This is a genomic window from Rhizobium sp. Root482 (genome assembly GCF_001426565.1).
Taxonomy (GTDB): Bacteria; Pseudomonadota; Alphaproteobacteria; order Rhizobiales; family Rhizobiaceae; genus Pararhizobium.
Window position 1 is genome coordinate 92,288 of sequence record NZ_LMFA01000022.1, and the last position, 25,060, is coordinate 117,347.

24 protein-coding genes are annotated in these 25,060 nt (G+C 61.4%); 7 read left to right on the forward strand and 17 right to left on the reverse strand.

What is annotated here, in order from left to right; translation table 11 throughout:
• Positions 1-18: 18 nt before the first annotated feature.
• The 4 genes from ASD31_RS16540 to ASD31_RS16555 all read right to left on the reverse strand — a co-directional run bounded on the left by ASD31_RS16540 (position 19) and on the right by ASD31_RS16555 (position 3,067).
• Complete coding sequence (locus ASD31_RS16540) at positions 19-789, reverse strand: amino acid ABC transporter ATP-binding protein (RefSeq protein ID WP_056336073.1); 771 nt, start codon at positions 787-789, stop codon at positions 19-21.
• Positions 790-800: 11 nt separating this feature from the next.
• A complete protein-coding gene (locus ASD31_RS16545; RefSeq protein WP_056336076.1) occupies positions 801-1,466 on the reverse strand; it encodes an amino acid ABC transporter permease in 666 nt (221 codons plus the stop codon).
• 4 nt (positions 1,467-1,470) lie between these two features.
• Positions 1,471-2,133, reverse strand: a complete 663-nt coding sequence (locus tag ASD31_RS16550) for an amino acid ABC transporter permease (protein ID WP_056336079.1) — start codon at positions 2,131-2,133, stop codon at positions 1,471-1,473.
• An 85-nt stretch (positions 2,134-2,218) separates the two neighbouring features.
• Positions 2,219-3,067 (reverse strand): transporter substrate-binding domain-containing protein, encoded by an 849-nt coding sequence (locus ASD31_RS16555; protein WP_056336081.1) that lies wholly within the window; start codon positions 3,065-3,067, stop codon positions 2,219-2,221.
• 180 nt (positions 3,068-3,247) lie between these two features.
• Here ASD31_RS16555 and ASD31_RS16560 point away from each other — a divergent pair, with 180 nt between their 5' ends.
• Positions 3,248-4,324: a D-TA family PLP-dependent enzyme gene (locus ASD31_RS16560; protein WP_056336084.1), complete on the forward strand. Its 1,077-nt coding sequence runs from the start codon at positions 3,248-3,250 to the stop codon at positions 4,322-4,324.
• Positions 4,325-4,379: 55 nt separating this feature from the next.
• On the opposite strand, the gene ASD31_RS16565 is transcribed toward ASD31_RS16560, so the two are convergent.
• A complete protein-coding gene (locus ASD31_RS16565) occupies positions 4,380-4,766 on the reverse strand; it encodes a hypothetical protein (RefSeq protein ID WP_056336087.1) in 387 nt (128 codons plus the stop codon).
• Between the two features lie 320 nt (positions 4,767-5,086).
• Here ASD31_RS16565 and ASD31_RS16570 point away from each other — a divergent pair, with 320 nt between their 5' ends.
• Entirely contained in the window at positions 5,087-5,299 is a 213-nt protein-coding gene (locus tag ASD31_RS16570; RefSeq protein ID WP_056336090.1) for a DUF2934 domain-containing protein, read from the forward strand.
• Between the two features lie 58 nt (positions 5,300-5,357).
• Here ASD31_RS16570 and glgX read toward each other — a convergent pair whose 3' ends face one another.
• On the reverse strand, positions 5,358-7,445 hold the full coding sequence (gene glgX, locus ASD31_RS16575; protein ID WP_056336092.1) for a glycogen debranching protein GlgX: 2,088 nt from the start codon (positions 7,443-7,445) through the stop codon (positions 5,358-5,360).
• Positions 7,446-7,653: 208 nt separating this feature from the next.
• Between glgX and treZ the strand changes: the two genes are divergently transcribed.
• Positions 7,654-9,459 carry a malto-oligosyltrehalose trehalohydrolase gene (gene treZ / locus ASD31_RS16580; RefSeq protein ID WP_056336095.1) on the forward strand — a complete coding sequence of 602 codons (1,806 nt, stop codon included), beginning with the start codon at positions 7,654-7,656 and terminating at the stop codon, positions 9,457-9,459.
• Between the two features lie 199 nt (positions 9,460-9,658).
• Here treZ and ASD31_RS16585 read toward each other — a convergent pair whose 3' ends face one another.
• From ASD31_RS16585 to ASD31_RS16595, 3 genes are all read right to left on the reverse strand, one after another.
• Positions 9,659-10,039, reverse strand: coding sequence for a DUF6481 family protein (locus ASD31_RS16585; RefSeq protein WP_056336098.1), 381 nt, complete (start codon positions 10,037-10,039; stop codon positions 9,659-9,661).
• Between the two features lie 196 nt (positions 10,040-10,235).
• The gene (locus ASD31_RS16590) at positions 10,236-10,451 is read right to left on the reverse strand and encodes a hypothetical protein (RefSeq protein ID WP_056336101.1); all 216 of its coding nucleotides are present in this window, start codon (positions 10,449-10,451) and stop codon (positions 10,236-10,238) included.
• A 166-nt stretch (positions 10,452-10,617) separates the two neighbouring features.
• Positions 10,618-10,827 (reverse strand): cold-shock protein, encoded by a 210-nt coding sequence (locus ASD31_RS16595; protein WP_056336104.1) that lies wholly within the window; start codon positions 10,825-10,827, stop codon positions 10,618-10,620.
• A gap of 440 nt (positions 10,828-11,267) precedes the next feature.
• Between ASD31_RS16595 and ASD31_RS16600 the strand changes: the two genes are divergently transcribed.
• Positions 11,268-11,867: an alpha/beta hydrolase gene (locus tag ASD31_RS16600; RefSeq protein WP_056337181.1), complete on the forward strand. Its 600-nt coding sequence runs from the start codon at positions 11,268-11,270 to the stop codon at positions 11,865-11,867.
• A gap of 229 nt (positions 11,868-12,096) precedes the next feature.
• On the opposite strand, the gene ggt is transcribed toward ASD31_RS16600, so the two are convergent.
• Together ggt and ASD31_RS16610 are read right to left on the reverse strand one after the other, a co-directional pair.
• Positions 12,097-13,839, reverse strand: coding sequence for a gamma-glutamyltransferase (gene ggt, locus ASD31_RS16605; RefSeq protein ID WP_156392693.1), 1,743 nt, complete (start codon positions 13,837-13,839; stop codon positions 12,097-12,099).
• Positions 13,840-13,994: 155 nt separating this feature from the next.
• Positions 13,995-15,374, reverse strand: a complete 1,380-nt coding sequence (locus ASD31_RS16610) for an FAD-binding oxidoreductase (RefSeq protein WP_056336107.1) — start codon at positions 15,372-15,374, stop codon at positions 13,995-13,997.
• 311 nt (positions 15,375-15,685) lie between these two features.
• Between ASD31_RS16610 and ASD31_RS16615 the strand changes: the two genes are divergently transcribed.
• The 3 genes from ASD31_RS16615 to ASD31_RS16625 all read left to right on the forward strand — a co-directional run bounded on the left by ASD31_RS16615 (position 15,686) and on the right by ASD31_RS16625 (position 18,808).
• On the forward strand, positions 15,686-16,771 hold the full coding sequence (locus tag ASD31_RS16615; RefSeq protein WP_056336110.1) for an ABC transporter substrate-binding protein: 1,086 nt from the start codon (positions 15,686-15,688) through the stop codon (positions 16,769-16,771).
• Between the two features lie 268 nt (positions 16,772-17,039).
• On the forward strand, positions 17,040-18,254 hold the full coding sequence (locus ASD31_RS16620; protein ID WP_056337186.1) for an adenylate/guanylate cyclase domain-containing protein: 1,215 nt from the start codon (positions 17,040-17,042) through the stop codon (positions 18,252-18,254).
• A 161-nt stretch (positions 18,255-18,415) separates the two neighbouring features.
• Positions 18,416-18,808 carry an ester cyclase gene (locus ASD31_RS16625; RefSeq protein ID WP_056337188.1) on the forward strand — a complete coding sequence of 131 codons (393 nt, stop codon included), beginning with the start codon at positions 18,416-18,418 and terminating at the stop codon, positions 18,806-18,808.
• Between the two features lie 25 nt (positions 18,809-18,833).
• On the opposite strand, the gene ASD31_RS16630 is transcribed toward ASD31_RS16625, so the two are convergent.
• The 6 genes from ASD31_RS16630 to ASD31_RS16655 form a co-directional block, all read right to left on the reverse strand.
• Positions 18,834-19,904 (reverse strand): ABC transporter ATP-binding protein, encoded by a 1,071-nt coding sequence (locus ASD31_RS16630; RefSeq protein WP_056336113.1) that lies wholly within the window; start codon positions 19,902-19,904, stop codon positions 18,834-18,836.
• 4 nt (positions 19,905-19,908) lie between these two features.
• On the reverse strand, positions 19,909-20,742 hold the full coding sequence (locus tag ASD31_RS16635; RefSeq protein ID WP_056336117.1) for a carbohydrate ABC transporter permease: 834 nt from the start codon (positions 20,740-20,742) through the stop codon (positions 19,909-19,911).
• A 4-nt stretch (positions 20,743-20,746) separates the two neighbouring features.
• Complete coding sequence (locus tag ASD31_RS16640) at positions 20,747-21,685, reverse strand: carbohydrate ABC transporter permease (protein WP_056337192.1); 939 nt, start codon at positions 21,683-21,685, stop codon at positions 20,747-20,749.
• Positions 21,686-21,790: 105 nt separating this feature from the next.
• Entirely contained in the window at positions 21,791-23,050 is a 1,260-nt protein-coding gene (locus tag ASD31_RS16645; RefSeq protein WP_056336120.1) for an ABC transporter substrate-binding protein, read from the reverse strand.
• Positions 23,051-23,088: 38 nt separating this feature from the next.
• Complete coding sequence (locus tag ASD31_RS16650) at positions 23,089-24,258, reverse strand: PLP-dependent transferase (RefSeq protein ID WP_056336123.1); 1,170 nt, start codon at positions 24,256-24,258, stop codon at positions 23,089-23,091.
• The gene (locus tag ASD31_RS16655) at positions 24,255-24,974 is read right to left on the reverse strand and encodes a FadR/GntR family transcriptional regulator (protein ID WP_056336127.1); all 720 of its coding nucleotides are present in this window, start codon (positions 24,972-24,974) and stop codon (positions 24,255-24,257) included. The genes ASD31_RS16650 and ASD31_RS16655 overlap by 4 nt, the downstream gene beginning before the upstream one ends.
• Positions 24,975-25,060 lie beyond the last annotated feature (86 nt).

Consider the following 25,060-nt stretch of genomic DNA (forward strand, 5'->3'; position numbering starts at 1 on the left):
GAACTTCTCTCTTTTGTTCTAGTTGAAACTGGATGTCTTGAGGAATTCGGCAAGCCGCTCGGTCCTCGGATTTGCAAACATCTCCTTCGGATCGCCTTCCTCGCCGATCACGCCCTGGTTCATGAAGATCACCCGCGAGGAGACCTCATAGGCAAAGCGCATCTCATGGGTGACGATCAGCATGCTCATGCCATCCGCCGCCAGCCCCTTGATGACCTGCAGCACTTCGCCGACCAGTTCGGGATCGAGCGCGGAGGTCACCTCGTCGAACAGCATCAGCCGCGGTGACATGGCGATGGCGCGGGCGATTGCCACCCGCTGCTGCTGGCCGCCGGAAAGCTGGCCCGGATGATGATCGGCACGGGCGGCAAGCCCGACCCGGTCGAGCCATTTTTCGGCGACGGCACGCGCCTCGTCGCGCGGCATCTTCTTCACCTTGATAAGGCCGAGCATGACGTTCTGGGCGGCGGTCATATGCGGAAAGAGATTGAACTGCTGGAAGGCCATGCCGGTCAGCGCCCGCTGGCGGGCAATGTCCTTCTCGCTCTTGCGGCGGCGCGTCCCGTTCGATTGTTCGTAACCGATCTCCTCGCCATCAAGCACGATGCGCCCGGCCTGGAAATCCTCCAGCATGTTGATGCAGCGAAGCATCGTCGTCTTGCCGGATCCGGAAGAGCCGATGATAGAGATCACCTCGCCCTCACGCATGGTGCAATCGACGCCCTTGAGAACTTCGAGGGCGCCGTATTGCTTGCGCAGCCCCTGTATTTCGAGAAGTAGCTTGCTCATGACGGCGAACCTCAGGACGGCACGGCGGTCTTGCGCTCGACATATTTGCCGAACCGCTCGATGCCGTAATTGACGACGAAATAGAGAAAGCCCGCGAGGAAATAGAATTGCAGGCTCATGAAGTTGCGCGAGATGATTTCCTGCGTGCGCAACAGAAGCTCGGTGACGCCGATGACGGACAGCAGCGTCGAAGCCTTGACCATTTCGGCCGCAGTATTGACCCAGGCCGGCAGGAACTGCCGCAGCGCCTGCGGCCAGAGCACATAGGCGAAGGTCTGGCTGAAGGTGAGGCCGATCGCCTTGGCGGCTTCCGTCTGACCTTTCGGTATGGCCTGCAGCCCGCCGCGGACGATCTCGCCGACATGCGAGGAGCAGAATACGGCAAGCGCCAGGACACCGGCCTGGAACGGGCCAAGCGCGATGCCGATGCCGGACAGGACATAATAGCTGGCGAGAACCAGCACCAGGACCGGCGTGCCGCGAATGAAATCCGTATAGGCGCGCACCAGGAACCGAAGAACGCGGTTGCCATAGACGAGCGACAGGCCGACGAGGACGCCGAGCAGGGAGCCGGCGACGATGGCAAGCGCCGAGATCGACACCGTGACGCCGAGCCCCTTGAGGATGACGAAGCGGGCGATCCAGATCTGTTCGAGAAAGGCGGAGAAATCCATCATGACATCACCTCGGCACGGCCAGGCGGCGCTCGGCGACGCGCATCAGGGCCGCGAGAATCGAGCAGGTTACGACATAGAGACCGGAGGCAACGATCCAGGTCTCGATCACCCGGAAGCTCTCGACATTGATCTTGCGGGCCTCGAAGGTCAGCTCCGGCACGGCAATGGCCGCGGCAAGCGAGGTATCCTTGAACAGCGAGATCACCGTGGATGACAGCGATGGCAGGACATTGCGCAGCATCAGCGGCACGATGATGGAGACGCGGATCTGCATCGGCGTCAGCCCGATGGCGAGTCCGGCCTCCGTCAGTCCCTTCGGGATGGAGAGAAGCCCGGCGCGGAACACTTCGGCCAGATAGGCGCCGGAATAGATCGACAGAACAGCGACGAAGCTCTCGATCTTGCCAAGCCGTACGCCCATCTGCGGCAGCGCGAAATAGGCGAAGAGCACCAGCACCAGGATCGGCAGGTTGCGGATGATCGTCACATAGGTGGCTGCCGGGCGGCTGATCCAGCCGCTTTTCGCCATCAGCGCAAAGGCGACGAGGAGGCCGATGACCGCACCGATCAGGATGGAGACGAAGGCCAGCCCGAGGCTGAGCGCCAGTCCTTCCAGAAGCTGGTCGAAGCTGCGCCAGACGGCGGCGAAATTGAGTGTGTAACCCATGAGGTATCCCGGGAAGCATCCTGGCGCGGAGGTGGAAAGGGCGAAGAGCGCTGCTCCTCGCCCCAACGACTTGACTGTATTCGACTTACTTGTATTCGACCGGGAAGCCGATCTGCGGCGGGGCAAGGTCCTTGCCGAACCAGGTCTTGTAGGATTTCGCGTAGAAATCGAACTCGACGCCGGTCATCGCTTCATGCAGGGCGGTGTTGACGAAATTCAGCCAATCCTGGTCGCCGCGCTTGACGCCGCAGGCATAGGTCTGCGGGTTCCAGCCATGGCCGGCATCCGTGTAGCGGCCGGGATTCTGGGTCATGTACCAGGCAAGCGATGACTGGTCGGTGGCAACCGTATCGGCGCGGCCGGATTCGAGCGCCTGATAGATCAGATCGACCGATTCATACTGGTCGACGGCCGCTTCCGGCAGGGCGGCATGCACCATGTCCTCGGCATAGACGTTCTGCAGAACGGCAACGGTGACGGACGAACCGGCGGCCTTCAGCGCATCGTAGTCGGCATAGCTGCCGCCGGCCTTCAGCATCAGGCCGACGCCTTCACGGTAATAGGGAATGGTGAAGGCGATCTGCTGGGCGCGCTCGCCGGTCACCGTCATGAACTGGCAGGTAAGGTCCACCTTGTTGGTGGTGATGTTGGGAATGCGCGCATCGGACGACTGGTTGACATATTCGATCTTGTCGGGATCGCCGAACAGCGCCTTGGCGACGATGCGGCCCATGTCGACGTCGAAGCCTTGAAGCTTGTCTTCGGCGCTCTTGAAGTGCCACGGCGCATTGGTGGAGCCGGTGCCGAGCACGAGATGGCCGCGGGCGATGATCTCGTCGAGCTTGCTCGTCGCCTCCTGGGCGGCGGCCGGCATTGCGGAAATGAGGAAGGCGGTGGTCAGCGAAAGCGCGCTGATGCGCAGAGAAAGGCTCATGGTGTTCCCCCTGATGAACGGTTCTGGCGTCTTGTCCGGTATTTCGGACATGTGTCTGTTTTACCGGATTGACCTATACAGCGCCAGGATGCATAGATTGTCAAGAACTGGCCGGAGAAGAATCTGCGCCGCAGGCGCGCAAGGGTTTTCCGGCCGATAAAGCGATAGCGCGGAGATCCCATGAGCAAGGCCGAAATTTCACTCAAGACCGTGAGCACACCCGCCGTTATCGTCGATCTCGACATCGCCCGGCGCAATATTAGTCGCTTCCAGGATTATGCCGATGCCCATGGGCTGAAAGCCCGGCCGCATATCAAGACGCACAAGATCCCGGCGATCGCCGAGATGCAGCTCGCGGCCGGCGCCGTCGGCATAACCTGCCAGAAAGTGTCGGAGGCCGAGGCGATGGTGGCCGGCAGCAGTGCCATCCGCGATGTGCTGATCACCTATAATATTCTCGGAGCTGAGAAGCTCGAACACCTGACCGCATTGGCGCGCAAGGTGAGGCTTGGCGTCGTCGCCGATAACGAGACCGTCATCGCCGGATTGTCCTCAGCCTTCGTCGCCGAGCCGGCACCGTTGCGGGTTCTGGTCGAGTGCAATACGGGTGCCGATCGCTGCGGCGTGGCCACCCCGGAGGAGGCGGCCGCGCTGGCCCGTCGGATCGCGGCTGCGCCGGGACTGGTTTTCGGTGGATTGATGACCTATCCGCCGGCAAAGGGTGCCGCCGCCGTGCAGGCCTTCATGACCCGCGCCAAGGCGTTGATCGAGGCTGACGGCATCGACGTGCCGGTCATTACCTCAGGCGGCACGCCTTCGATGATGGATGCGGCCGACGCGCCGGTGGCGACCGAATACCGGCCGGGAACCTATGTCTATAATGATCGCTCGCTGGTGACACGCGGCGCCTGCGGCTGGGATGATTGCGCGCTGACCGTGCTGGCCACGGTCGTGTCTGTCCCCTCGGCCCATCGCGCCATCATCGATGCCGGCTCGAAGACGCTGACCTCGGACCTTTTGGGCCTCACCGGCTATGGCCATGTGCTCGGCCGCGACGATATCGCCATCGACCAGTTGTCGGAGGAACATGGCCGCCTCGTCAGCGAGGGGCCGATCAATCTGAAGGTGGGTGACCGGCTGCACGTCGTGCCCAACCACGCCTGCGTGGTGACCAATATGGTCGATGCGGTGACCATATTGGAAAAGGGCGAAATCACCGGCTCATGGCCGGTGGTGGCGCGCGGCCGCATCGTCTGAACGGAAAGGCGTCCTTCAACGGGCATGCACGGCCTTAAACAGGGGAAACTGCCAGCTAAAGGCCTTCCCGCTCCAGCAGTGTGCGCACTTCCTCGAAGCGGCGTTTGTTTTCCTCGTTTTTCTCGCCGGCGGAATAGCAGCTGCTGGCAAGGCAGAAGCGCTTCAGCCCGAAGGGCGCCTTTGCCTGGTCGAACTGGCATTCGATCGTATCGACCATGTCCTTTTTCTCGACGCCTTCCCGGGTGGAATAGGTCAGCCGGGCGCCCGGCGGCTTGAGCTCGGGAAAGGACTGGACGACGCCGGTGTGAAGCGTGTCGGTCATCAGAAGGTGCTTTGCCACCTTCACGCACATGTCTTCGACCTTCAATTGCTGGGCGGCGGGGGATTGCTGGGCGGCGGCAGGGGACGCCGCCAGGGCGAGAACGAGCACGATCGTTTTCATGGTGAACTCCCGGGGTCTATCGGCGGGCGCCGACGCGCAACCATAACGATGGGAGGCCGACTTTGGTTCCACTTCGAGGACACGGTCAGGCAGGCCGCATTTGCGATGTCTTATGCCCGCCAAAGAAGCCGGGGGTAAAATGGCGCTGAGAATCGGTTGATGCGTTCGTTTGCGAAATGTGGCAGCGCGATTTTCGCTGTTGAATTTGCCTATAGCCGTCGCCCGGTTGCCGTGTAGAGGATCTTTCTCTGGCCGAAGGCCGCAGGCGGAACCAAGCGCTTTCATCGCAGTTATCGTTGGCCAATCGAAGGGAGAAACAGATGACCGATATCAGCGAAGACGACATCAGGAAACGGGCTTATGCACTTTGGGAGGCCGACGGACGTCCAGAAGGAAGCCACGAGGCACATTGGCTGCAGGCATCGCACGAGTTGAGCCAGCAGACCGAGGCCGAAGCCAGCCCCCGGATAGCAGCACCACTGGAGACTGATCGCGCCGAATCGACGCCACGAAAACGCAGCAAGATCGTTTGATGTCACCAGGACAGCGGCTACCGCGAGAGAGCAGTCGCCGCTGTCGGCTGCAGATATCCTATTGCGGACGAAACAGCGCCAGGCTGCGGCCGGGCATGTGCACGAGGCCGGTTTCATCGGGGCCGTTCGTGGCATCGTCTTCAATGGCGGTCGTCAGCGCGCAAGCCCAGGATGACGATGGTGATGGCGGCATGGCGAAGGGCACCGAGCCTTCATGCGGGTTGAAGATCATCAGCACATCCGACCAGGTGCCTTCCTTCTCCGCCAGATCCTTGCGGGACAGCCAGACGCCGATCGTGGTTCCGCCCCCGTCCTGCCAATGTTCCTCCTGCTGCTCGCCGCCGCCGGCATTCAGCCAGATGATGTTCATGCCGTCGCGCCAGCTTTCGCGGCGCAGGAGCGGCTGCTCGGCGCGCAGCCTTGTCAGCCTGCGAACGAACTCGCGCAGTTCCTCGGCGCTGCCCGGCAGGTTTTCCCAATGCACCCAGCTGATCCCGTTGTCCTGGCAATAGCCGTTATTGTTGCCAAGCTGGCTTCTTCCGAATTCGTCGCCGGCAAGTAGCATCGGCGTTCCATGAGATAGCAGCAGCGTCGCCAGGAAATTGCGCTTTTGCTGGTCGCGCACGGCATTGATGGCCTGGTCGTCGGTCGGGCCTTCCACGCCATAATTGAAGCTGCGATTGTCGCCATGGCCGTCCTTGTTGTCCTCGCCATTCGCCTCGTTGTGCTTGTCGTTGTAGGAAACAAGGTCGTTCAGCGTGAAGCCGTCATGCGCCGAGATGAAATTGACGCCCGCCCAGGGCCGGCGCCCGCGCTGGTCGTAAATATCGCCCGAACCGAGAAGGCGGGCGGCAAAATCCGGCGCGGTGCCGTCCGTATCCTTCCAGTAGTCGCGCACCGTGTCGCGATATTTGTCGTTCCACTCCGCCCAGCCGGGCGGGAAGCCGCCCACCTGGTATCCGCCCGGGCCGATGTCCCAGGGCTCGCCGACAAGCTTGACCTGCGAGAGCACCGGGTCCTGCGTCACCGCATCGAAGAAGCCGCCGCGCTGGTCGAAACCCTCCGGCTCCCGCCCGAGGATCGTGCCGAGATCGAAGCGGAAGCCGTCGACATGCATTTCCTCGACCCAGTAGCGCAGCGAATCGGTGATCAGCTGCAACACGCGCGGATGGGAGGTATTGACGGTGTTTCCGGTACCGGTATCGTTGATATAATAGCGGTGGTCGTCCGGCAGAGTGCGATAATAGGAGAAATTGTCGATGCCCTTGAACGACAGCGTCGGGCCGAGTTCGTTGCCTTCGGCCGTGTGGTTGTAGACCACGTCAAGGATCACCTCTATGCCGCCATCGTGCAGGGCGCGCACCATGTCACGCACTCCATTCATGCCGCGCGGCCCGTAATAGCGGTTTTCCGGGGCGAAAAAGGCGAGACTGTTATAGCCCCAGAAATTGTGCAGCCCCTTGTCCATCAGATGGCTGTCATCGGGAAAGAAATGGATCGGCAGGAGCTCGATCGAGGTTATGCCGAGGCTCTTCAGGTATTCGACGATCGCTTTGTCGCCGAGCCCTTCGAACGTACCGCGCAGATTTTCAGGTATGGCGGGATGGAGCTGGGTAAATCCCTTCACATGGGTTTCGTAGAAGATGGTCTTCGACCAGGGAATGGCGGGACTGCGATCGGTTTTCCAGTCATAACTGCGCGGATCGATGACCCGGCATTTCGGCATGCCTGACGCGCTGTCGGTTTTACTGAAGGAGAGATCCTTCTTTTTGCTGTTCAGTTCATAGCCGAAATGGGCCTTGGACCAGGTCACATCGCCAACCAGTTCGCGGGCATAGGGGTCGATCAGCAGCTTATTGGCGTTGAACCGATGGCCGTTTTGCGGGTCATAGGGGCCGTGCACCCGGTATCCGTAGAGCGTGCCCGCCTTCAGGCCGGGCACATAGCCGTGCCAGATTTCATTGGTATATTCCGGCAGCTCGATCCGGGCGGTCTCCACCATTCCGCTTTCGTCGAAGAGACAAAGCTCGACCCTTTCCGCATGGGCGGAAAACAGAGCGAAATTGGTGCCATCGCCGTCCGGAACAGCACCCAGCTGGTGCCACTGGCCGGCCTCGATCCTGTGCTGGTTCGCCTTGGCGTCCATCGTTTGAAAATCCCCGCTTCGCTGCTTGCGCAGAGGAATTGTGCCACGCCCGTTTTTGTTCCGGCAAAAGGCTCGAAGCGGCAAAATTTTCAACAGCTTGCGCATGGCAAGCGCGAATCGGCGAAGCGAAAGCGCGGAACATTTCCCGTCATGGCGATGTTGACGGTCGAATTCAGGGATCGGGCATCGGTAACGAAGGGCGAGATGGATGATTTCAGGCGAAACAGGAAAAGCATGGGGTGCGCATTTCATCGGCGACGGCCGCGTACGGTTCCGCCTCTGGGCGCCTGGCGAAAGTTCTCTTTCTCTCCGGCTCGGTGACCGGGACGTGCCGATGCGCGCAGGTGAAGACGGGTGGTTCGAGATCGAGATGGAGGATGTCCGGCCGGGGCAAGCCTATGAATATGTGCTTGGCGATGGCACCTCGGTCCCAGATCCGGCGGCGCGCGGGCTGGCTGGGGACGTTCACGGCCCCTCGCTGGTGCTCGATCCCCTTTCCTATCGCTGGAAACATGCCGAATGGCGCGGCCGTCCCTGGCACGAGGCGATCATCTATGAGCTTCATATCGGCACCTTCACACCGGAAGGCACGTTCAGCGCGGCAGCCGAGCGGCTTTCCCATCTTGCGGCAATCGGCGTCACCGCCATCGAGATCATGCCCGTCGCCCAGTTCGGCGGTGCTAGGGGCTGGGGCTATGACGGCGTCTTTCACTATGCGCCCCACAATGCCTATGGCACGGCCGACGAGATGAAAGCCCTGATCGACGAGGCGCATGGTCTCGGCCTGATGGTGTTTCTCGATGTCGTCTACAATCACTTCGGGCCTGAAGGAAACGCGCTGCCGCGCTACGCATCTAAGTTCTTCCATCAGGAGAAGGAAACGCCTTGGGGCGCGGCGATCGCCTTCGAGAAAAAGCCGGTTCGAAACTACTTTATCGACAATGCACTCTACTGGATCGGCGAATTTCATCTCGACGGGCTGCGCTTTGATGCGATCGACCAGATCCTGGACGAGGGCGGCGATCCACATGTGATCGTCGAAATCGCCAGTCGTATCCGCGCGCGCTTCGCGGACCGCCATGTGCATCTGATCACCGAGGATCCGAGGAACCTGACCGCTCTGCGCCATCAGCCCGGCCCCGGCAAGGAAAGGCTCTATGACGGCGACTGGAATGATGACTATCATCATGCGGCGCATGTTCTGGCGACGGGCGAAACCAAGGGCTATTATTCCGACTTTGCAGAGGATCCGCTTGAAAAATTCGCCCTTGCCCTAGCTAAGGGCTATGTTTTCCCGGGAAAGCCGCCGGCCGGCGAGGCGCATCCTGCGCCTTGTCTCCCGTCGCTTGTCAGCTTCCTGCAAAATCACGACCAGGCCGGCAACCGCGCCTTCGGCGACCGGCTGATTTCGCTGATCCCGGCCGACATGCTGAAGGCCCTGATGACCATCACGATGCTTTCGCCGCATATGCCGATGCTCTTCATGGGAGAGGAATTCGGCGAAACCCGACCGTTTTGCTTCTTCACGGATTACACGGGAGATCTGGCCCGAGCCGTACGCGAGGGCCGGCGCGGCGAGGCGAATAATTTCGGAGGGATGCCGACCGGACGAACGGAGAAAGACTTGCCCGATCCGAACGCGCCGGAGACGTTTGCGCAGTCTAAGCTCGACTGGGAAAAAACGGAGAGCCCGGAAGGCCGCGGATGGACAGGGTTCATGAGAGACCTCATCCGCACACGTCAGCGGTTCATCATTCCCCTGCTTGCCGGCGCCCGGGAGGGCGAGACAGAAGGCCGGGTGATGGTCGCCGAGCGAGGTCTTCTGGCGGTGGATTGGCGCGTGAAAGGTGGTGCCCGCCTGCATTTGCGCGCTAATCTCGGCGAGACGACCGCCAGAATACTGCCGGTCGAAGGAGATATCGTGCATGCCGAGCCGGAGGGGGCAAAAGGCGTCTTTGCAGAGAAAGGAGACCTAGCTGCAAAATCCGTGATTTTCGCGCTATCGGCAATGTGAGAAGACGAGAGGGACATGCGTCCTGATCCGCTCGTCCGCAAGTTCCGCGCGAACGAACGCCTGTCGCTCCACCTATCGCCGTCCCGTTTGCGCCAAAAAAAACGATCGCCCGATAAGGGCGATCTTCATGAGGCATGGTGTAGGGTGTGCGGCGGGCGCTCTTCAGAAAGCCACGAGCGCAAACCGGTCAGGCAAGGTCTCAGCGCTGGCGGGCCTTGCGGGCGGCGTAACGGCGGTCGCGCTCGGCCTTGCGTTCGGCTTCGTCGGCGACCACGCGGGCGATACGGTCGCGGTCCGCTTCCTCGCGGGCGAGAGCTTCGGCCTTGGCTTCCAGTTCGGCGGCTGCCGTCCGGGCGGCAGCTTCGGCGAGCTGGCGTTCGTTTTCTTCCTGTTTCAGGCGGTCGCGCTCGGCGCGGCGCGCTTCCCGGGCTTCCGTATTGGCCTGTCGTTCGGCAAGCTTGGCCGCCAGTTCCGGATCATCGGCCTTCGGCGCCTGCGCAAACTTCTTCAAAAGCTGCTTTTTTGCTTCGTCCGCAGCCTTGCGCCGATCGGCGAAACCATTGTCGGTGACGTGTCTCAAACTTGGTGGTCCTTATTCGTGGGATGTTGGTTTTTGGTAAGCGCACGCAAACCGCGTTGCTGGCCAATGCGCCTGCCGTTTCGCATGTCGCGCCGCCTCAAGATAGAGTGGAAATGCCGAAAAAAACAGGGTAACAGCCGATTTTTGCGCATTTTCCGGTCATCGGCATGCACAAGTCGGTGGTAATTCAGTGAAATCAGCGCTTGGCGCGTTTGCGCGGTGCGGGCACTGCGGCCGGCGTCTGCGCTTCTTTTTCAAGACGCTGTTCGCGCAGCCTTTGGGTCTTTGCCTCACGCTCGGCCGCGACGGTGTCGATCTCGGAAATTACCCGGTTGCGGGCCATGAACTGGGTCTGTGTTCTGTTGAAGGCCGATTCCGCCTGGTCGCGGGCCTTCGTGCTATTCTCGGTCAAGTTGATATCCTCGTCGCAGCGGTTTTGCCGGACAGGTCGCCGAGCGGTTTTTGCGCGCGGCCGTTCGGCAATGAAAAAAGGCCAGGCGTGCTGCCTGACCTTCCATTGGATCTTGCCTCATCAACGATGCCAGTACATCCGTGGTCACCGGAGAGGCACGATCCGATTAGACGGCCTGCAGCTGGCAGGCAGACATCTTGCCCGACTTGTTGTCGCGCTCCATCTCGTAGCCGATCTTCTGGCCTTCGACGATTTCGCGCATGCCGGCCCGCTCGACTGCGGAGATATGGACGAAAACGTCCGCGCCGCCGTCATCAGGCTGAATGAAGCCGAAGCCCTTAGTGGAATTGAACCATTTAACTGTGCCAGTGGTCATAACGAACCCTTTCAATAGCAACATTTATTCTCCACCGTACGACGCACGGCGGGTATTCATCTCGATTTTTGAAGGGGGAAGTTCGTCAGAGACGCGCCAAGCGCGGGCAGAAACAAATATCAGTCAAACAACTATCGATGGGCGGACATATAAAGGGGCTTCCGGCGTTTGTCAACTCTTGGTTTTTGTGGCGCGCCACCTAGAGCGAGGGTTGTATCCCATCAGACTTCGCGCATGCGCCTCGTTCGGCGCCCGACGCTTCGTTGGCGGTCCGGATCGCCGCTTTGTCGAACAGGCATTCTCCGTTCACCATTGAGAGACGATGCGTCCATTGCCTGATGGCTACCGATCGGCCAAGAAAAGATACATCTAGCTGCAATGCGCGCTGTCGGCGCAGGCTTCCCGAGATGCGGGAGCCCGGCGGCGCCGGAGGGACCATCATGAGCGACTATGGTTATGTCCACCGCGTGAAGGCCGGCGAGGCGGGAAACCCGATCTTCTTCGTTTTTCACGGGACCGGCGGAGATGAACGGCAATTCTTCGATTTCGGCGCCGATCTCCTGCCGCGGGCAACCATCGTCTCGCCGCGCGGCGATGTGTCCGAACAGGGCGCGGCGCGCTTTTTCCGGCGTACCGGCGAGGGGGTTTACGACATGGCCGATCTTGCCCGGGCGACGGAGAAAATGGCGGGCTTCGTTTCCAGGCTGGCCGCTGAACATGAGGCCTCCGGCATCTTCGGCCTGGGTTTTTCCAACGGCGCCAATATTCTCGCCAATCTGCTGATCGAAAAGGACCTATTCGACAAGGCGGTGCTCCTGCACCCGCTCATTCCCTTCCGGCCGAAGGACAATGCGGCGCTGGCCGGAAAGAGCATATTGATCACCGCCGGCCAGCGCGACCCGATCTGCCCGGCACCCTTGACGCAGGCCCTTGCCGATTATTTCGTCGGGCAGGCGGCGCAGGTCGAACTCGAATGGCACACCGGCGGCCATGATATCCGTCAGAACGAGATCGAGGCAGTCCAGCGGTTTCTGGGGTGAAGGAGCGGCGGCGGACCTTCCTTCTAGCCGGCGGCTTCGCCGACCCCCTCATCGCCTCACTGCGTTCGGCTCTTCTCCCCGGCGGGGAGAAGAGGGAGAGTGTGGCACTCTCTGGTGATCTATAGCGATCTCCTCTCTATCAGAGCCGCTCGACGTCCTGCCGATGGCTGAGAGCAACGCAACGAGGCTTCCTGTTGTTCGCCCGGAAGAGCACGCTCGCCTCGTCTACTCAGTATCCCCTTGCCGCGCCGGCTGCGGCGCGGCTGTCGATGGCGCCGTTGTAGCGGGCGCCGCCACCTTCTTCGATTTCCGCCAGATTCCTGCCGCCGACGAGGATGCCGGCCGCCTGGCCCCAGATCGGCCAGCCGGCATCGATCTGGACATTGTGTCCCATCTCGGTCAGGAGCCGCAGCGTATCGGCCGAAAGGGCGAACGGTTCCATATAGACCTTGTCGGGCAGCCATTGATGGTGGATGCGTGGTGCGTCGATCGCTTCCTGTATGTCCATGCCGTGATCGATGACATTGATGATCGCCTCCAGCGTGATGGTGATGATGCGGGCGCCGCCGGGGCTGCCGATCACCATGAAGGGCTTGCCGTCCCTGGAAACGATCGTCGGGCTCATCGATGATAGCGGCGTCTTCTTCGGCGCGATCGCGTTCGCCTCGCCCTGCACCAGCCCGTAGAGATTGGGCGTTCCGGGCTTGGAGGTGAAATCGTCCATCTCGTTGTTGAGGAGGATGCCGGTTCCCGGCGCCACGACGCCGGCGCCGAAGGAGCCGTTCAGCGTATAGGTGACGGCCACCGCATTGCCGTCCTTGTCGATGATCGAATAATGCGTCGTCTCGGTGCTTTCGCCCATGCCCTCAGGCATCAGGTCCTTGGAGATGCCGGCCTTGAAAGGATTGATCTTCGCGCGGATGTCCTTGGCATAGGCCTTGTCCAGCAGCTTTTCGACGGGATTTTCGACGAAATCCGGATCGCCGAGCGCGGAGTTGCGATCGACATAGGCATGCCGCATGGCCTCGACCATGGCATGAACGGTGTCGGCCGATCCATAGCCAAGATAAGAGAGCGGATAGCCTTCCAGCACGTTGAGAATCTCGCAGATGATGATGCCGCCAGAACTGGGCGGCGGCGAGGAGACGATCGAATAGCCGCGGTAATCGCATTCGACCGGTTTCAGTTCGCGCACCGCATACTGCTCGAAATCGGCCTTGGCCAGAATGCCTCCGGTGGCAGCACTCGCCTTGACGATATTGTCGGCAATAGTGCCCTTGTAGAAGGCGTCGGGTCCTTTTTCGGAGATGCTTTCAAGGCTTGCCGCAAGGTCCGGCTGCACCAGCGTCTCGCCGATCGTGAAGCTCTTGCCGTCGGGCTTGAGGAAGATCTCGGCGGCAGCCTTGTCTTTCGCCAGCTTCTTCGCGCCATTGTCGAGGGAGGCAACGTCGCCCTGTTCGAGCGTGAAGCCTTCCCTGGCGAAGCGGATCGCCGGCGCCAGCAATTCCTGGCGCGACAGTGTGCCGTAGCGTTCACGCGCGGTCTCGAAGCCGAGCACGGAGCCGGGAACCCCGACGGCCATGTATCCGTCGGTGCTCAGGCCATCGACGATCCCGCCCTTGTCGTCGAGATACATGGTCTTGGTGGAGGCGAGCGGCGCGCGCTCGCGAAAATCGAGAAAGCTGGTCGTGCCGTCCTTCAGGCGGATGGTCATGAAACCGCCGCCGCCGATATTGCCGGCGACGGGATAGACGACGGCAAGCGCATAGCCGACCGCAACCGCCGCATCGACGGCATTGCCGCCCTTCTTCAGGATATCGACCCCGACATCGGAGGCCAAATGCTGGGCGGTGACAACCATGCCGTTCTCGGCCTTGACCGGTTCCGGCGAGGCCGCAAGCACGGCGGAAAGCGGCGAAAAAGCAAGGGCGAGGGCAAGCGTGAAGGGGATTGTGCGGGCAACAGGCAGCATGGCGATCTCCCGATTCCGGTTCTGGATGAGCCATCCTCGCCGAGATTGACCGGCAATTCCAGTCTTGACGGAAGGAAAACGGCAAAGGTGATCACCTTCATTCTCCGGTCCATCCACATGCCGCTAGCGGGCCGCGCAATCTGAGCCGTCGGCGGTCAGGGGTGTTTGGCCGGTAATACCTTCCCCGGATTGAGGATCTGGTTCGGGTCGAGGGCAGCCTTGATCCGGCGCATGACGTCGATCTCGGCCGGGCTGCGGGAATGGTCGAGGAAATCGCGTTTCAACGTGCCGATGCCGTGTTCGGCGGAGATCGATCCGTCGAATTTCCGAACGAGTCCATAGGCAATGGCGTCGACCTCGTGCGTGTCGTGCTCGTCCGGCGTGTCGACCCAAACGGCCACATGCAGGTTGCTGTCGCCGATATGGCCGAAAAAGGAGACATGGGCCGCTGGAAAGCGGGCAAGCAGGACTGCCTCGCATTGCCGGGCGAACTCATCGAGCCTGCCGATCGGCAGGCTGATATCCAGATTGATCAGGCCGGGCAGGCGCTGATCCATCAGATGGCCCTCGCGCACCGACCAGAAGGCGCGGCTTTCCTTCTCCGACTGGGCAAGCAGTGCGTCGGCGACAAGGTTATTCTCGATGGCCGTGCCGAGAAAACTCTCGAAACGGTCCCGCTCGTCTTCACCCACGCCATCCTGTTCGATGATCACGACGAAAGGATAATCCTTCTCGAAGAACCGCAGGTTCAGGGCGTCGGCATTGAAGCGGAAATAGGTTTCCCACATCGCCTCGAAGGCGGAAAGACCGGGAAGGCCGGATTTCGCTGATTTCAGGAGCGCCAGCACGTCATCGTAGGAGGTGAGCCCACAAAGTGCCGTCAGCCGGCCGGTCGGCAGCGGGCGCAGGCGCAACACGGCGCGGGTGATGATACCGAGCGTGCCTTCCGATCCGATGAACAACTGGCGCAGATCATAGCCGGTATTGTTCTTGGTCATCCGGTTGAGCGACGACAGGATCGTGCCATCGGCCAGCACCGCTTCCAGGCCCAGAACATTGTCGCGGGTGACGCCGTGACGGATGACGCGGATGCCGCCGGCATTGGTGGAGAGATTGCCGCCGATCTGGCAACTGCCGCGGGCGCCGAGGTCGATCGGCAGCAGAAAACCGGCGTCTTCGGCGGCCTTCTGGGCAAATTCGAGCGGTGTTCCGGCAAATACGGTCATGGTGCCGGCCACCCTGTCGATCTCCTCGATGCCCGACAGTTTTTCCAGGCAAAGTGCGATATCGCCTTCTCGCGGATTGGCGCCGCCGGCCAGCCCGGTGAGGCCGCCCTGCGGCACGACCGGTTGGCGGTGCCGGTCGCAGATTTCAAGCGCGGCCGCGACCTGATGGGCGCTTGTCGGGCGCAAAACCGCCAGCGGCAGATGCCTGCCGGTGGCACTTGCATCGCTACGATAGCGCTCGCCCCTCCGGTCGCCGGTCAGCACGTTTTCCGCGCCGAGCGCCTCGACGAGATCATCGATGATCGTCATTCGGTTCCCTTTATCACTCTACCCGTGAGCCCGCGATCGGCGTCGCGGACCGCCCGCGCTTCGTAGCCGTCGCATATCCGCATCAGAACCGCCCATACCGGCATGCCGTTCTCGTGCATTCAGCAAAATTGAGTTCGTCAATGCTCTAAATCCGGTCTAGCATTCCGCTGCACTGGCCGGGAAGGGGAAAGCGCATGCGCTGGCAAGTCGGGGCGCTGGCCCGGCCTGTCGGGAGAAAGAGGGGGCGAGCCCATCGGCCGGATCGACGGCGGTGGATCGACGACATCGATACAGAATAGAGGGGGGAGGTCATGGGGGAGGACGTCGCATCGAATGGCGGGGAGGGGATTTCCCGCCGGCGGTTCACGCATATGGCGCTGCTTTTATCGGCAAGCCCGCTTGCGCTTGGTGTGGGGCGTGCCTGGGCCGGTGCGGGCGCGCTTGTGTTCGTCAATTGGGGCGGCGATGCCGGCTCAGCCTATGACCGGGCCTATGGAGCACCCTTCCGGGAGGAAACGGGCATTCCGGTCCGCCAGGACGAATCGGGACCGACGGAAGAGGCGGTCACCGCCCAGTTCGAGAGCGGCCAGCCGGCCTGGGATATCGTCGATATTGACCCCTTCTCCGCACAGGCGCTCGGCAAGAGGGGCATCATGGAATCGATCGACTATTCCGTCGTCGACAGGTCCAGGATGCGGCCCGGCTTCGGCTGGGAATTCGCCGCCTCCAGCTATTTCTATTCCTATGTCATCGCCTATGACGCCACCAAGTTCGGCGATAGCGTGCCGCGCGGTATGGCGGACTTCTTTGACGTGGAAAAATTTCCCGGCAAGCGGTCGCTCTACCAATGGGGCAGCGGCATGTGGGAGGCGGCACTTCTTGCCGATGGCGTTGAGCCCGCGGACCTCTATCCGCTCGATCTCAATCGTGCCCACCGGAAGATCGCCGCCTTCAAGGAGCATGTCCTTGCCTATTGGGGCAGCGGCAGGGAAAGCCAGTCATTATTGTTGAGCGGCGAGGTCTCGATGGCGCTGATCTGGTCGACACGGGCCGGCCTCGTCGAGAAGGATTCGGGCGGTTCGATCAGCTTCATCTGGGACCAGGGCCTGATTTCTCCCGGCGCCATGGGCGTGATCAAGGGCAATCCGGGCGGCCGGGAGGCCGCGATGAAATTCATCGCCTCGGCGCAGGATCCGGAAAAGCAGGTGGTCATGTTCGAAATGCTGGGTCAGGGACCGGCCAACCCGGCGGCGGACCGGCTTCTCTCCGCCGAGCAGGCACGCCTCAATCCGGTCGATCCCGCCAATATGGAGAAACAGGTCCCGCTCGACATGGAATGGTACCAGGCCAATTACGGCGCAGCGCTCAAGGAATATACCAGGATCATCTCGATCTAGGTGTCGAGGTTCGGTGAAAAAAAGCCGGACCAGTCAATTGGCGGCAGTGCTGGCCAAAGCCATGGATAATTCCGTGAACAGGCAGGATAAAGAAAGCCTGTGCCGGGACTTGTCTTTCGGCTGTCACATTCCCACATCCGCCCTCCAGCCCTGTCCGTTCCACGGACGAAAGCGCACGATGCCCGGCAACTGTCGGGATTTCCTGGTCCGTTCCGGATTGGACATCGGGCGCCACGCCGGCCCGCCGGCCCAGACCAGGAAGACCGACATGGACGCAAACGATATCGGCGAGATTTCGGCCTGGTTGACGACTCAAGGCCTCAAGGGCACCGACGAGATGGATATCGTCAACGGTTTTTGCCAGCGCGCCCGTGCCGCCGGGCTCAAGCTCGATCGCGGGCTGGCGCTGATAGATACGCTCCATCCGGTCTATGAGGGGCGGGCGTTCCAGTGGGACAGCCACGAGCCGGTGAAGACGGCCTTCGAATATGGTCCTTCGAACGAGGGCGTTTCCGCGGAGAACTGGGAACGTTCGGCCTTCTATCATCTGCGCATGAACAACCAGGACGAGGTGCGCCGCCGTATCGGCTTCGGCGACCCGGCCGACTTCTTTACCCTCGATACCCTGCTGGCCTCCGGCCACAAGGATTTTATCGCGATGATCCACCGGTTCGCCCAGGACAGCCATATCGGCGAGATGGACTGTTTCTACTCGCACTGGACGACGACCGACGAGACGGGGTTCAGCGATGAGGATCTGGCGGCGTTGCGGCAACTGGTGCCGGTGCTGGCGCTCGCGGTCAAATCCGGCTCGCTGACGCGGATTTCGCGCACCATCGCGGAAGTCTATCTTGGCGAGGATGCCGCCAGGCGCGTGCTGCAGGGACGCATTTCACGCGGCAAGGCCGAGCGCATTTCCGCGGTCCTCTGGTTTTCCGATCTGCAGAATTATACCCGCATTTCCGACAATCTGCCGCCGGACGAAATCATCCCGTTCCTCAACGACTACGCCGATGCGGTGATTTCCTCCATCCATGAGGCCGGCGGCAATGTGCTGAAGCTGATCGGCGACGGCACGCTGGCGATCTTCAAGGCCGAGGAGCGGGAGGATGCCTGCGCCCGCTCGTTGATGGCCGAACAGAACCTCCGGGAGAAGCTGAAGGGGCTGAACGAGCGCCGGCTTGCGGAAAGCCGGCCGGTGACCGAAGTCTATCTCGGCCTTCATATCGGCGATGTCTTCTATGGCAATATCGGTTCCAGCGACCGGCTGGATTTCACCGTCATCGGGCCGGCGGTCAACGAGGTCAGCCGGATTTCCTCCATGTGCCGCTTCGTCGATCGTACCGTCATCATGTCGTCGCAGTTCGTCGCCGCAGCCCCGCCACCCCGCCATTCCGAAGTGGTTTCCATCGGCCGCTATGCACTTCGCGGCGTCAAGCGGGCGCAGGAACTGTTCACGCTGATGCCGGCGGAAGAGGCGTAGAGTAGTTGATCGGCGGGCCCGGTATAGTGCGTTGAAATAGGATTGGCTCTGAGTTGGCGAGCATTGCGCTGTTTGGCGGCGATGTCCGGATGGTTTTGTCACAGAGCTTTCCTCAGTGTGCTTCGCAGCAGCGGTCCTGTATCAGGAAGGGGAAAATGGCCATGGCTCAAGCCGATCTCGAGGGAATCTATCGCGCCTACATTGCATGCCTGAACCAGCAGGACTGGTCGCGGCTGGGGCAGTTCGTTCATGATGACGCGATCCACAACGACCGGCGGATCGGGCTGTCAGGTTACGTCGATATGCTGAAGAGAGATTTCGACGAAATACCGGATCTCTCTTTCAACGTTCAAATGCTGGTTTCCGATTCACGCTATGTAGCGAGCCGACTGGGCTTCGACTGTACGCCAAGGGGAACGTTCCTTGGCCTTCCTATAAACGGCAGGAGAGTTTCGTTCGCGGAGAACGTGATCTACGAGTTTCTCGATGGAAAGATCATGCAAGTGTGGTCGGTTATCGATAAGTCCGCTATCGAAGCTCAGTTTCTATTCTGATCACTTGGGCACTTGCGGAACGCCGCTAAACCTTTCGCCCCGCTTCATCGAAGAAATGCAGGTTCGGCACTGGCAGCCTGACAGCCACTTCGCCCTGCATTCCAAGAAAGCGGCGATCCAGCGTGAAGGCCTTGAAGGCGACGGACCCAAGCGTCAGGTGGACGATGATGCCGAAGCCGGTGGGCTCCACCAGATCGACCTTTGCCAGCATCGCGTCCGGCCCCTCGGCTCCCAGAATCACGTGTTCCGGCCTGATGCCCAGCGTCGCGCGGCTGCCGTCCGGCAGGTTGGCGGTGCTTGGCAGGGGCAGAACCGCGCCGCCGGTGAGCGCGAAACTGGCCGTTTCGCCGCTGCGCATGTAGCGTCCCTCGAAGAAGTTCATGCCCGGGGAGCCGATGAAGCCGGCGACGAAGAGATTGGCCGGATTGTCGTAGAGTTCCAGCGGGCTGCCGACCTGCTGGACGATGCCGCCATGCATGGCGACGATGCGGTCGGCCAGCGTCATCGCCTCGATCTGGTCATGGGTGACGTAGATCGATGTGGCACCGAGATCCTGATGCAGCTTCTTGATCTCGGCGCGCATCTGCTCGCGCAGGCGGGCGTCGAGATTGGAGAGCGGCTCGTCGAACAGGAAGGCTTTCGGCTCGCGCACGATGGCGCGGCCCATGGCGACGCGCTGGCGCTGGCCGCCCGACAAAGCCCTCGGCCGCCGTTCCATCAGCGGATCGAGGCCGAGCTTCGTCGCCGCGCCGGCAACCACCGAGGCGATCTTTTCAGCCGGCGTCTTCCTGAGGCGCAGGCTGTAGCTCATATTCTTCGCCACGCTCATATGCGGGTAGAGCGCATAGGACTGAAACACCATGGCGATGTCGCGGTCCTTTGGGGCAAGATCGTTGACGCGCTTTCCGTCGATGCGGATTTCGCCTGACGTGACCGCCTCGAGTCCGGCGATCATCCGCAACAGCGTGGACTTTCCGCAGCCCGACGGGCCGACCAGGACGACGAATTCGCCATCCCTGATCTCCAGGTCGATCCCATGCAGCACCGGCAGGATGCCGTAGGATTTGCGGATGGCGGAAATATCGATCGATGCCATGGGATCAGCCTTTCACGGCGCCGGCCGTCAGGCCCTGCACGAGGTAACGTTGGATCAACAGGAAGAACAGGCAGGCGGGGATGAGCGCCAGGACGCCGGCCGCCATCATCTGCCCGAAATCGACCGAGAATTTCGACACGAAGGACAGGAGCCCGACCGGGAAGGTCGCCGCGTCATTGCCGGAAATCAGCATCAGCGAGAACAGAAGCTCGCTCCAGGCGGCGGTGAAGACGAAGCCGAGCGTCGCGGCGATGCCCGGCAGCGTCAGGGGTAGGATGATCTGGCGGAAGGCGACGAACTGGGTGGCACCATCGATCATCGCTGCCTCCTCCAGATCCTTCGGGATGCCGTCGAAGAAGGACTGCATCAGGAAGGTGGCGAAGGGAATGTTGAAGGCGGTGTAAACGAGGATCAGGCCCGTCAGGCTGTTGGTGAGGCCGAGAGGCGACAGCATCTTGAAGATCGGCGCCACCAGCATTACCAGCGGAAACATCTGGGTGAGCAGCATCAGCGCGACGATCCAGTATTTGCCACGAAAACCGAAGCGCGACAGGGCATAGCCGGCAAGCGAGGCAAGGGCCGTGACGATGACGGCGGTCGAGCCGGAGACGATCAGGCTGTTCTTGAAAAAGACCGGGAAATCGCTGTGCCGCAGGACAAATTCGAAATGCTCGAAGCTGGTGCGCGACGGCCACATCCGGATGCCTTCGGAATAGAGCAGCTTGTTGGGGGTCACCGAGACTTTCAGCAGCCAGTAGAGCGGGAACAGCGCAAAGACGACATAGGCGAAAATGGCCAGCCGATGAGCGAGGAAGGCGAGGATGCGTTTGCCGGTCATGATCTCAATCCTTGCTCAGCAGCCATTGCCGCAAGACGACGATCAGCATGGAATAGGTGATCAGAAGCATCAGCAGGACGAGCGCGATGGCCGAGGCATAGCCGAAATCCAGCCGCTTGAAGGCTTGGGTGAAGATATAGCTGGCGACGATCTGACTGCGGTCTGCCGGACCGCCATTGGTCATGACGATGATCAGGTCGGCGAAATTGGAAATCCATACGGTGCGCAGGAGAACGGTGATGGCGATTGTCGGCGCAAGGAAGGGCAGCGTGATCGAGAAGAAGCGCTGCACCGGTCCGGCGCCATCGATGCTGGCGGCCTCGTAGAGATCGCGCGGGATCGCTTGTAGGGCGGCAAGCAGGGTGATGGCGAAGAAGGGAATGCCCCACCAGACATTGGCGATGATCGGTCCCCAGAGGGCAAGCTGCGGGTCGGAGAGGATATTGGACGGCTCGCTCATCAGCCCGAGCGCGAACATCCAGTGCGGCAGCGGCCCGACGACGGGATTGAACAGCCAGGCCCAGTTGAGGCCGGCGAGAAAGCTCGGCACCGCCCAGGGCAGGAAGACCAGCGCCTGCACGATGGCGCGGCCATGGAAGGGCTTGTCGAGAAGAAGCGCCAGAATGAGGCCGAAGACGAATTGCAGCAGGACGGACCAACCGGTCCACCACAGCGTGTTTCGGAGTGCGCGGTAGAAATTCTGGTCCTGCGACAGCGCCTTGAAATGATCAAGGCCGATGAAGCCGCCGGAAAAGGGGTTGAGCAGCTGGATATCGCGGAAGGCATAGGAAATTCCCAGCACCAGCGGCACCAGCATGACGGTGACGATCAGGATCAGCGCCGGGGCGGTGTAGAGATAGGGTGCCGAAGCATCCGCCAGCCGTTTTTTCAGCGGGGGTCGATCTATGCGGGAGCCGCCTTCGCGTGCTGCATGTGAAGTCATCATCAGGATTCCGTTTGGCGGCGGACCGCAAGACTGCCGGCTGCGGTCGAGACTGGCCGCAGGCAGCCGACATCATGTCGCTGCCTGCGGTTCAGGGCTGACGACCTATTTGCTCGCGAGAAACTTCTGTTGAGCCTTGGTCATGTAGTCAGCCCATTGCTGGGCCATCTCCTCCGGCGTGATATCGCCGAGCAGGGCTTCCTGGCTGGTCTTGATCGCCATGGAATCCTTGAAGAAGGCGAACTCTTCCAGATAGGTCGGCATCACGGTCGGGACCGCGTCCTTGTCGGCCAGTTCCTCGAACCAGCCCTTGAACTGCTCGCTGGCGTAGAAGGGGTCCTTCTCGGCGGCCTTCAGCGCCGGCAGGGCGCCGATCTTCTTGTTCCACTCGATATTGCCTTCCGGGCCTTCGAGGGTTGCGATCAGCTTCCAGGCGAGATCCTTGTTGGCGCTGGCCGACATCATCGACCAGCCGGCAAAGCCGATGGTCGGGAAGGTCTTGCCCGAAGGGCCCTTGGGCATGGTGGTGATGCCGTAATCGGCGCCATCCATGCGCTCGCCAACCGCGATCAGCGCATCCGGGTCCTGGTCGAGCATAGCGCAGGTTCCGGTATAGAAGCCGGCCACGACCTCGTTGAAGCCCCAGTTGACGCTGTCCTTCGGCGCATAGCCGTTCTTGTAGAGGTCGATCAGCCAGGTGAAGCCCTTGACCCAGCCTTCCTCGCTGAATTTCGACGTGCCGTCCTCGTTGAAGAAGGCATTGTCGCCGGCCATGGTGGCGCCGAACATCATCCAGCCATTGAGGCCGCCGGGTCCGCCGCGCATGCAATAGGCATATTTGCCGGGCAGTTTCTTGATCTTCTCGGCGGCCGCGACGAACTCGTCCATCGTCTTCGGCGGGGCTTCTACGCCGGCTTCCGCGAAGATCTTCCTGTTGTAGAACATGGCGCGCAGATAGAAGCCGTAAGGCAGCATATAGGCGGTGTCCTTGACGTCGCGGCCAAGCTCCAGCGCGCGGTCAGTCAGGCCCGACGTATGTTCCCAGTCCTTGAGATAAGGCTCCAGGCTTTCCAGCATGCCGTTATTGGCATAGAGCGACAGCCAGGTATCGGGCATTTCCATGACATCGGGAATTTCGCCGGCCGAGACCATGGTGGCAAATTTCTGGAAGGCCTCGCCCCAGGGCAGCGAGATGATCTCGACCGTGGTGCCCGGGTTCGCCGCCTCGAACTTGGCGACGATCGATTTCAGGGTTTCGGTGCGTTCCGGGCTGGTAATGACCTCCACCAGCTTGAGGTTGGTATCGGCAAGGGCCGTGCCTGCCATGAGAGAGGCGAACAGGGTCGCCGCGATCAGTTTCCTCATTTCATTTCCCCTTTTTGTTGAACTGTTGGTCTGTCGTGTCAGCCTGTCGCGGCGGCGATTGCCGCTTCGAGATCGCTCCAGAGGGCCTCCGTTCCCTCCAGGCCGACATGGAGCCGTACCGACCGCGAACTGATGCCGAAGGCGACCGCGGAATTGGGTTGTGCTTTTTGCGAAAGGACGACATCGCCGGGCACGATCAGGCTTTCATGCCCGCCCCAGCTGACGCCCAGCCTGAACAATTTCAGATGATCGGAAAACTTGCGGATATCGATGCCGTCCCGGAAGATGAACGAGAACAGGCCGGATGTGCCGGTAAGGCCGGGCGCCAGCTGGTTGGCAAGGCCCGGATGGCAGACGGTCTCGACCGCCTCATGTGCCTGCAGCCGCCGGGCGACGGCCAGTGCCGATTGTTCATGCGCCTTCATGCGGATCGGCAGGGTGCGAAGCCCACGGATCAGAAGCCAGGCATCGAAGGGCGAAAGCTTGCCGCCGAGATAGGGATAGGCCTCCGCGCGGATGCGGCCGATCAGTTCCTTCGATCCGGCAACGACGCCGGCGACGACGTCGCTGTGGCCGCCGAGATATTTGGAGGCCGAATGCAGGACCAGATCGACGCCGAGCGAAATCGGCTGCTGGAAGATCGGGCTCGCCCAGCTGTTGTCGATGGTGGTGATGACGCCGTGGCTGCGGGCGAGCGCCGCAAGGGCCGCGATGTCATGGGTTTCCATGACCCAGCTCGTCGGGCTTTCCAGATAGAGCAGCTTTGCGCCGGGAAGGGCGCGCGCGACCTCTTCCTCGTCGCGGCCATCGACATAGGTGACCTCGATGTTCATGCGCTTGAAGAAGGTGCCGAACAGGCGGAAGGCGTCTGGATAGAGATGCCTGACGGCGACGATCCGGTCGCCCGGTCCGACGAAGGACAGCACCGTGGAGGAAATGGCCGACATGCCGCTGGCAAAGCCGATCGCGTCTTCGGCACCTTCCAGCTTCGCCAGCATCTCCTCGAACATGCGCACGGTCGGGTTGAGGCCGCGCGTATAGATCGGCCGGATCTTTTCGCCGCGATAGGAGGCGATCATGTCGTCATAATCGGTGAAGGTGAACAGCGAAGTCTGTACGATCGGCGGCACCACCGCGTCATAGGCATTGCCCACGTCATGGGTGACGATGAGGGAGGCGTCGTTGAACGGATCGAACCCGTTGCTCATCTGGACATGTCCTTGATGTCTTCCTCGACGATGGCGAGGATTTTCAGTGTTTCGGCACGCGCCGATTCCGGATCGCCGGCGGCGATGGCATTGAATAGCGTACGATGGAAAGGAAAGGAGCGACGGGCAAAGTCGGCCCGGTTGAAGGGCTGATCCCAGAACTGCTCGAAGGCGCCGCGCATCTGCTCCAGAAGCTGCTTGAACAGTGGATTATGGGTGGCGTCATAGATGGCGAGGTGAAAGGCGAGGTCTTCCGGGCCGGATGTGCCCTTGGCGATCTGGACGCGTTCCATCTCGGCGAGCTTCTCTTCGATGACCGTGAGGTCATGTGCCGTGCGCATGCGGGCCGCAACCATGCCCGCCTCCGCCTCGATGCCGCGCCGGACTTCGAGCGTCTTCAGCAGCAGGTCGCGCAGATGGGCGGTTTCCAGAGAGAGCGGCATGTGGATGGTGGTGCCGGAGACGGCGCGCAGCAGATAGGTGCCGCTTCCCTTGCGGGCCTCGACGACGCCGAGCGCCTGGAAATGGCGGATCACCTCGCGAATGGTGGATCGCCCGACAGCCAGCGTTGCCATCAGCTCACGCTCGGCCGGAAGCCTGTCGCCGGGCTTGAGGCCCGAGCGCTGGATGTAATCGGCAACCGCCGCCGTAACCTGGCGCACCCGGTCGGCGGGCGGCAGGGGCCGGAGGACTGCTCTTGCATCCTGATGGTTCATCACTGCGTCCATCTCACACCATAATTGGTCTGACATCCGAGCAATAATGCAAATTGAGGCAGGTACGTCAAGCGGCCAGGAGCGGA

Bases quoted from the DNA above. Each gene is read 5' to 3' on its own strand.
- ASD31_RS16540 (WP_056336073.1), bottom strand. From the start codon at position 789: ATGAGCAAGCTACTTCTCGAAATACAGGGGCTGCGCAAGCAATACGGC.
- ASD31_RS16650 (WP_056336123.1), bottom strand. From the start codon at position 24,258: ATGAGCAACGGGTTCGATCCGTTCAACGACGCCTCCCTCATCGTCACC.
- ASD31_RS16655 (WP_056336127.1), bottom strand. From the start codon at position 24,974: ATGAACCATCAGGATGCAAGAGCAGTCCTCCGGCCCCTGCCGCCCGCC.
- ASD31_RS16615 (WP_056336110.1), top strand. From the start codon at position 15,686: ATGGGGGAGGACGTCGCATCGAATGGCGGGGAGGGGATTTCCCGCCGG.
- ASD31_RS16630 (WP_056336113.1), bottom strand. From the start codon at position 19,904: ATGGCATCGATCGATATTTCCGCCATCCGCAAATCCTACGGCATCCTG.
- ASD31_RS16560 (WP_056336084.1), top strand. From the start codon at position 3,248: ATGAGCAAGGCCGAAATTTCACTCAAGACCGTGAGCACACCCGCCGTT.
- ASD31_RS16625 (WP_056337188.1), top strand. From the start codon at position 18,416: ATGGCTCAAGCCGATCTCGAGGGAATCTATCGCGCCTACATTGCATGC.
- ASD31_RS16565 (WP_056336087.1), bottom strand. From the start codon at position 4,766: ATGAAAACGATCGTGCTCGTTCTCGCCCTGGCGGCGTCCCCTGCCGCC.
- ggt (WP_156392693.1), bottom strand. From the start codon at position 13,839: ATGCTGCCTGTTGCCCGCACAATCCCCTTCACGCTTGCCCTCGCCCTT.
- glgX (WP_056336092.1), bottom strand. From the start codon at position 7,445: ATGGACGCCAAGGCGAACCAGCACAGGATCGAGGCCGGCCAGTGGCAC.
- ASD31_RS16635 (WP_056336117.1), bottom strand. From the start codon at position 20,742: ATGACCGGCAAACGCATCCTCGCCTTCCTCGCTCATCGGCTGGCCATT.
- treZ (WP_056336095.1), top strand. From the start codon at position 7,654: ATGATTTCAGGCGAAACAGGAAAAGCATGGGGTGCGCATTTCATCGGC.
- ASD31_RS16640 (WP_056337192.1), bottom strand. From the start codon at position 21,685: ATGACTTCACATGCAGCACGCGAAGGCGGCTCCCGCATAGATCGACCC.
- ASD31_RS16645 (WP_056336120.1), bottom strand. From the start codon at position 23,050: ATGAGGAAACTGATCGCGGCGACCCTGTTCGCCTCTCTCATGGCAGGC.
- ASD31_RS16610 (WP_056336107.1), bottom strand. From the start codon at position 15,374: ATGACGATCATCGATGATCTCGTCGAGGCGCTCGGCGCGGAAAACGTG.
- ASD31_RS16555 (WP_056336081.1), bottom strand. From the start codon at position 3,067: ATGAGCCTTTCTCTGCGCATCAGCGCGCTTTCGCTGACCACCGCCTTC.
- ASD31_RS16570 (WP_056336090.1), top strand. From the start codon at position 5,087: ATGACCGATATCAGCGAAGACGACATCAGGAAACGGGCTTATGCACTT.
- ASD31_RS16620 (WP_056337186.1), top strand. From the start codon at position 17,040: ATGGACGCAAACGATATCGGCGAGATTTCGGCCTGGTTGACGACTCAA.
- ASD31_RS16600 (WP_056337181.1), top strand. From the start codon at position 11,268: ATGAGCGACTATGGTTATGTCCACCGCGTGAAGGCCGGCGAGGCGGGA.
- ASD31_RS16545 (WP_056336076.1), bottom strand. From the start codon at position 1,466: ATGATGGATTTCTCCGCCTTTCTCGAACAGATCTGGATCGCCCGCTTC.
- ASD31_RS16595 (WP_056336104.1), bottom strand. From the start codon at position 10,827: ATGACCACTGGCACAGTTAAATGGTTCAATTCCACTAAGGGCTTCGGC.
- ASD31_RS16550 (WP_056336079.1), bottom strand. From the start codon at position 2,133: ATGGGTTACACACTCAATTTCGCCGCCGTCTGGCGCAGCTTCGACCAG.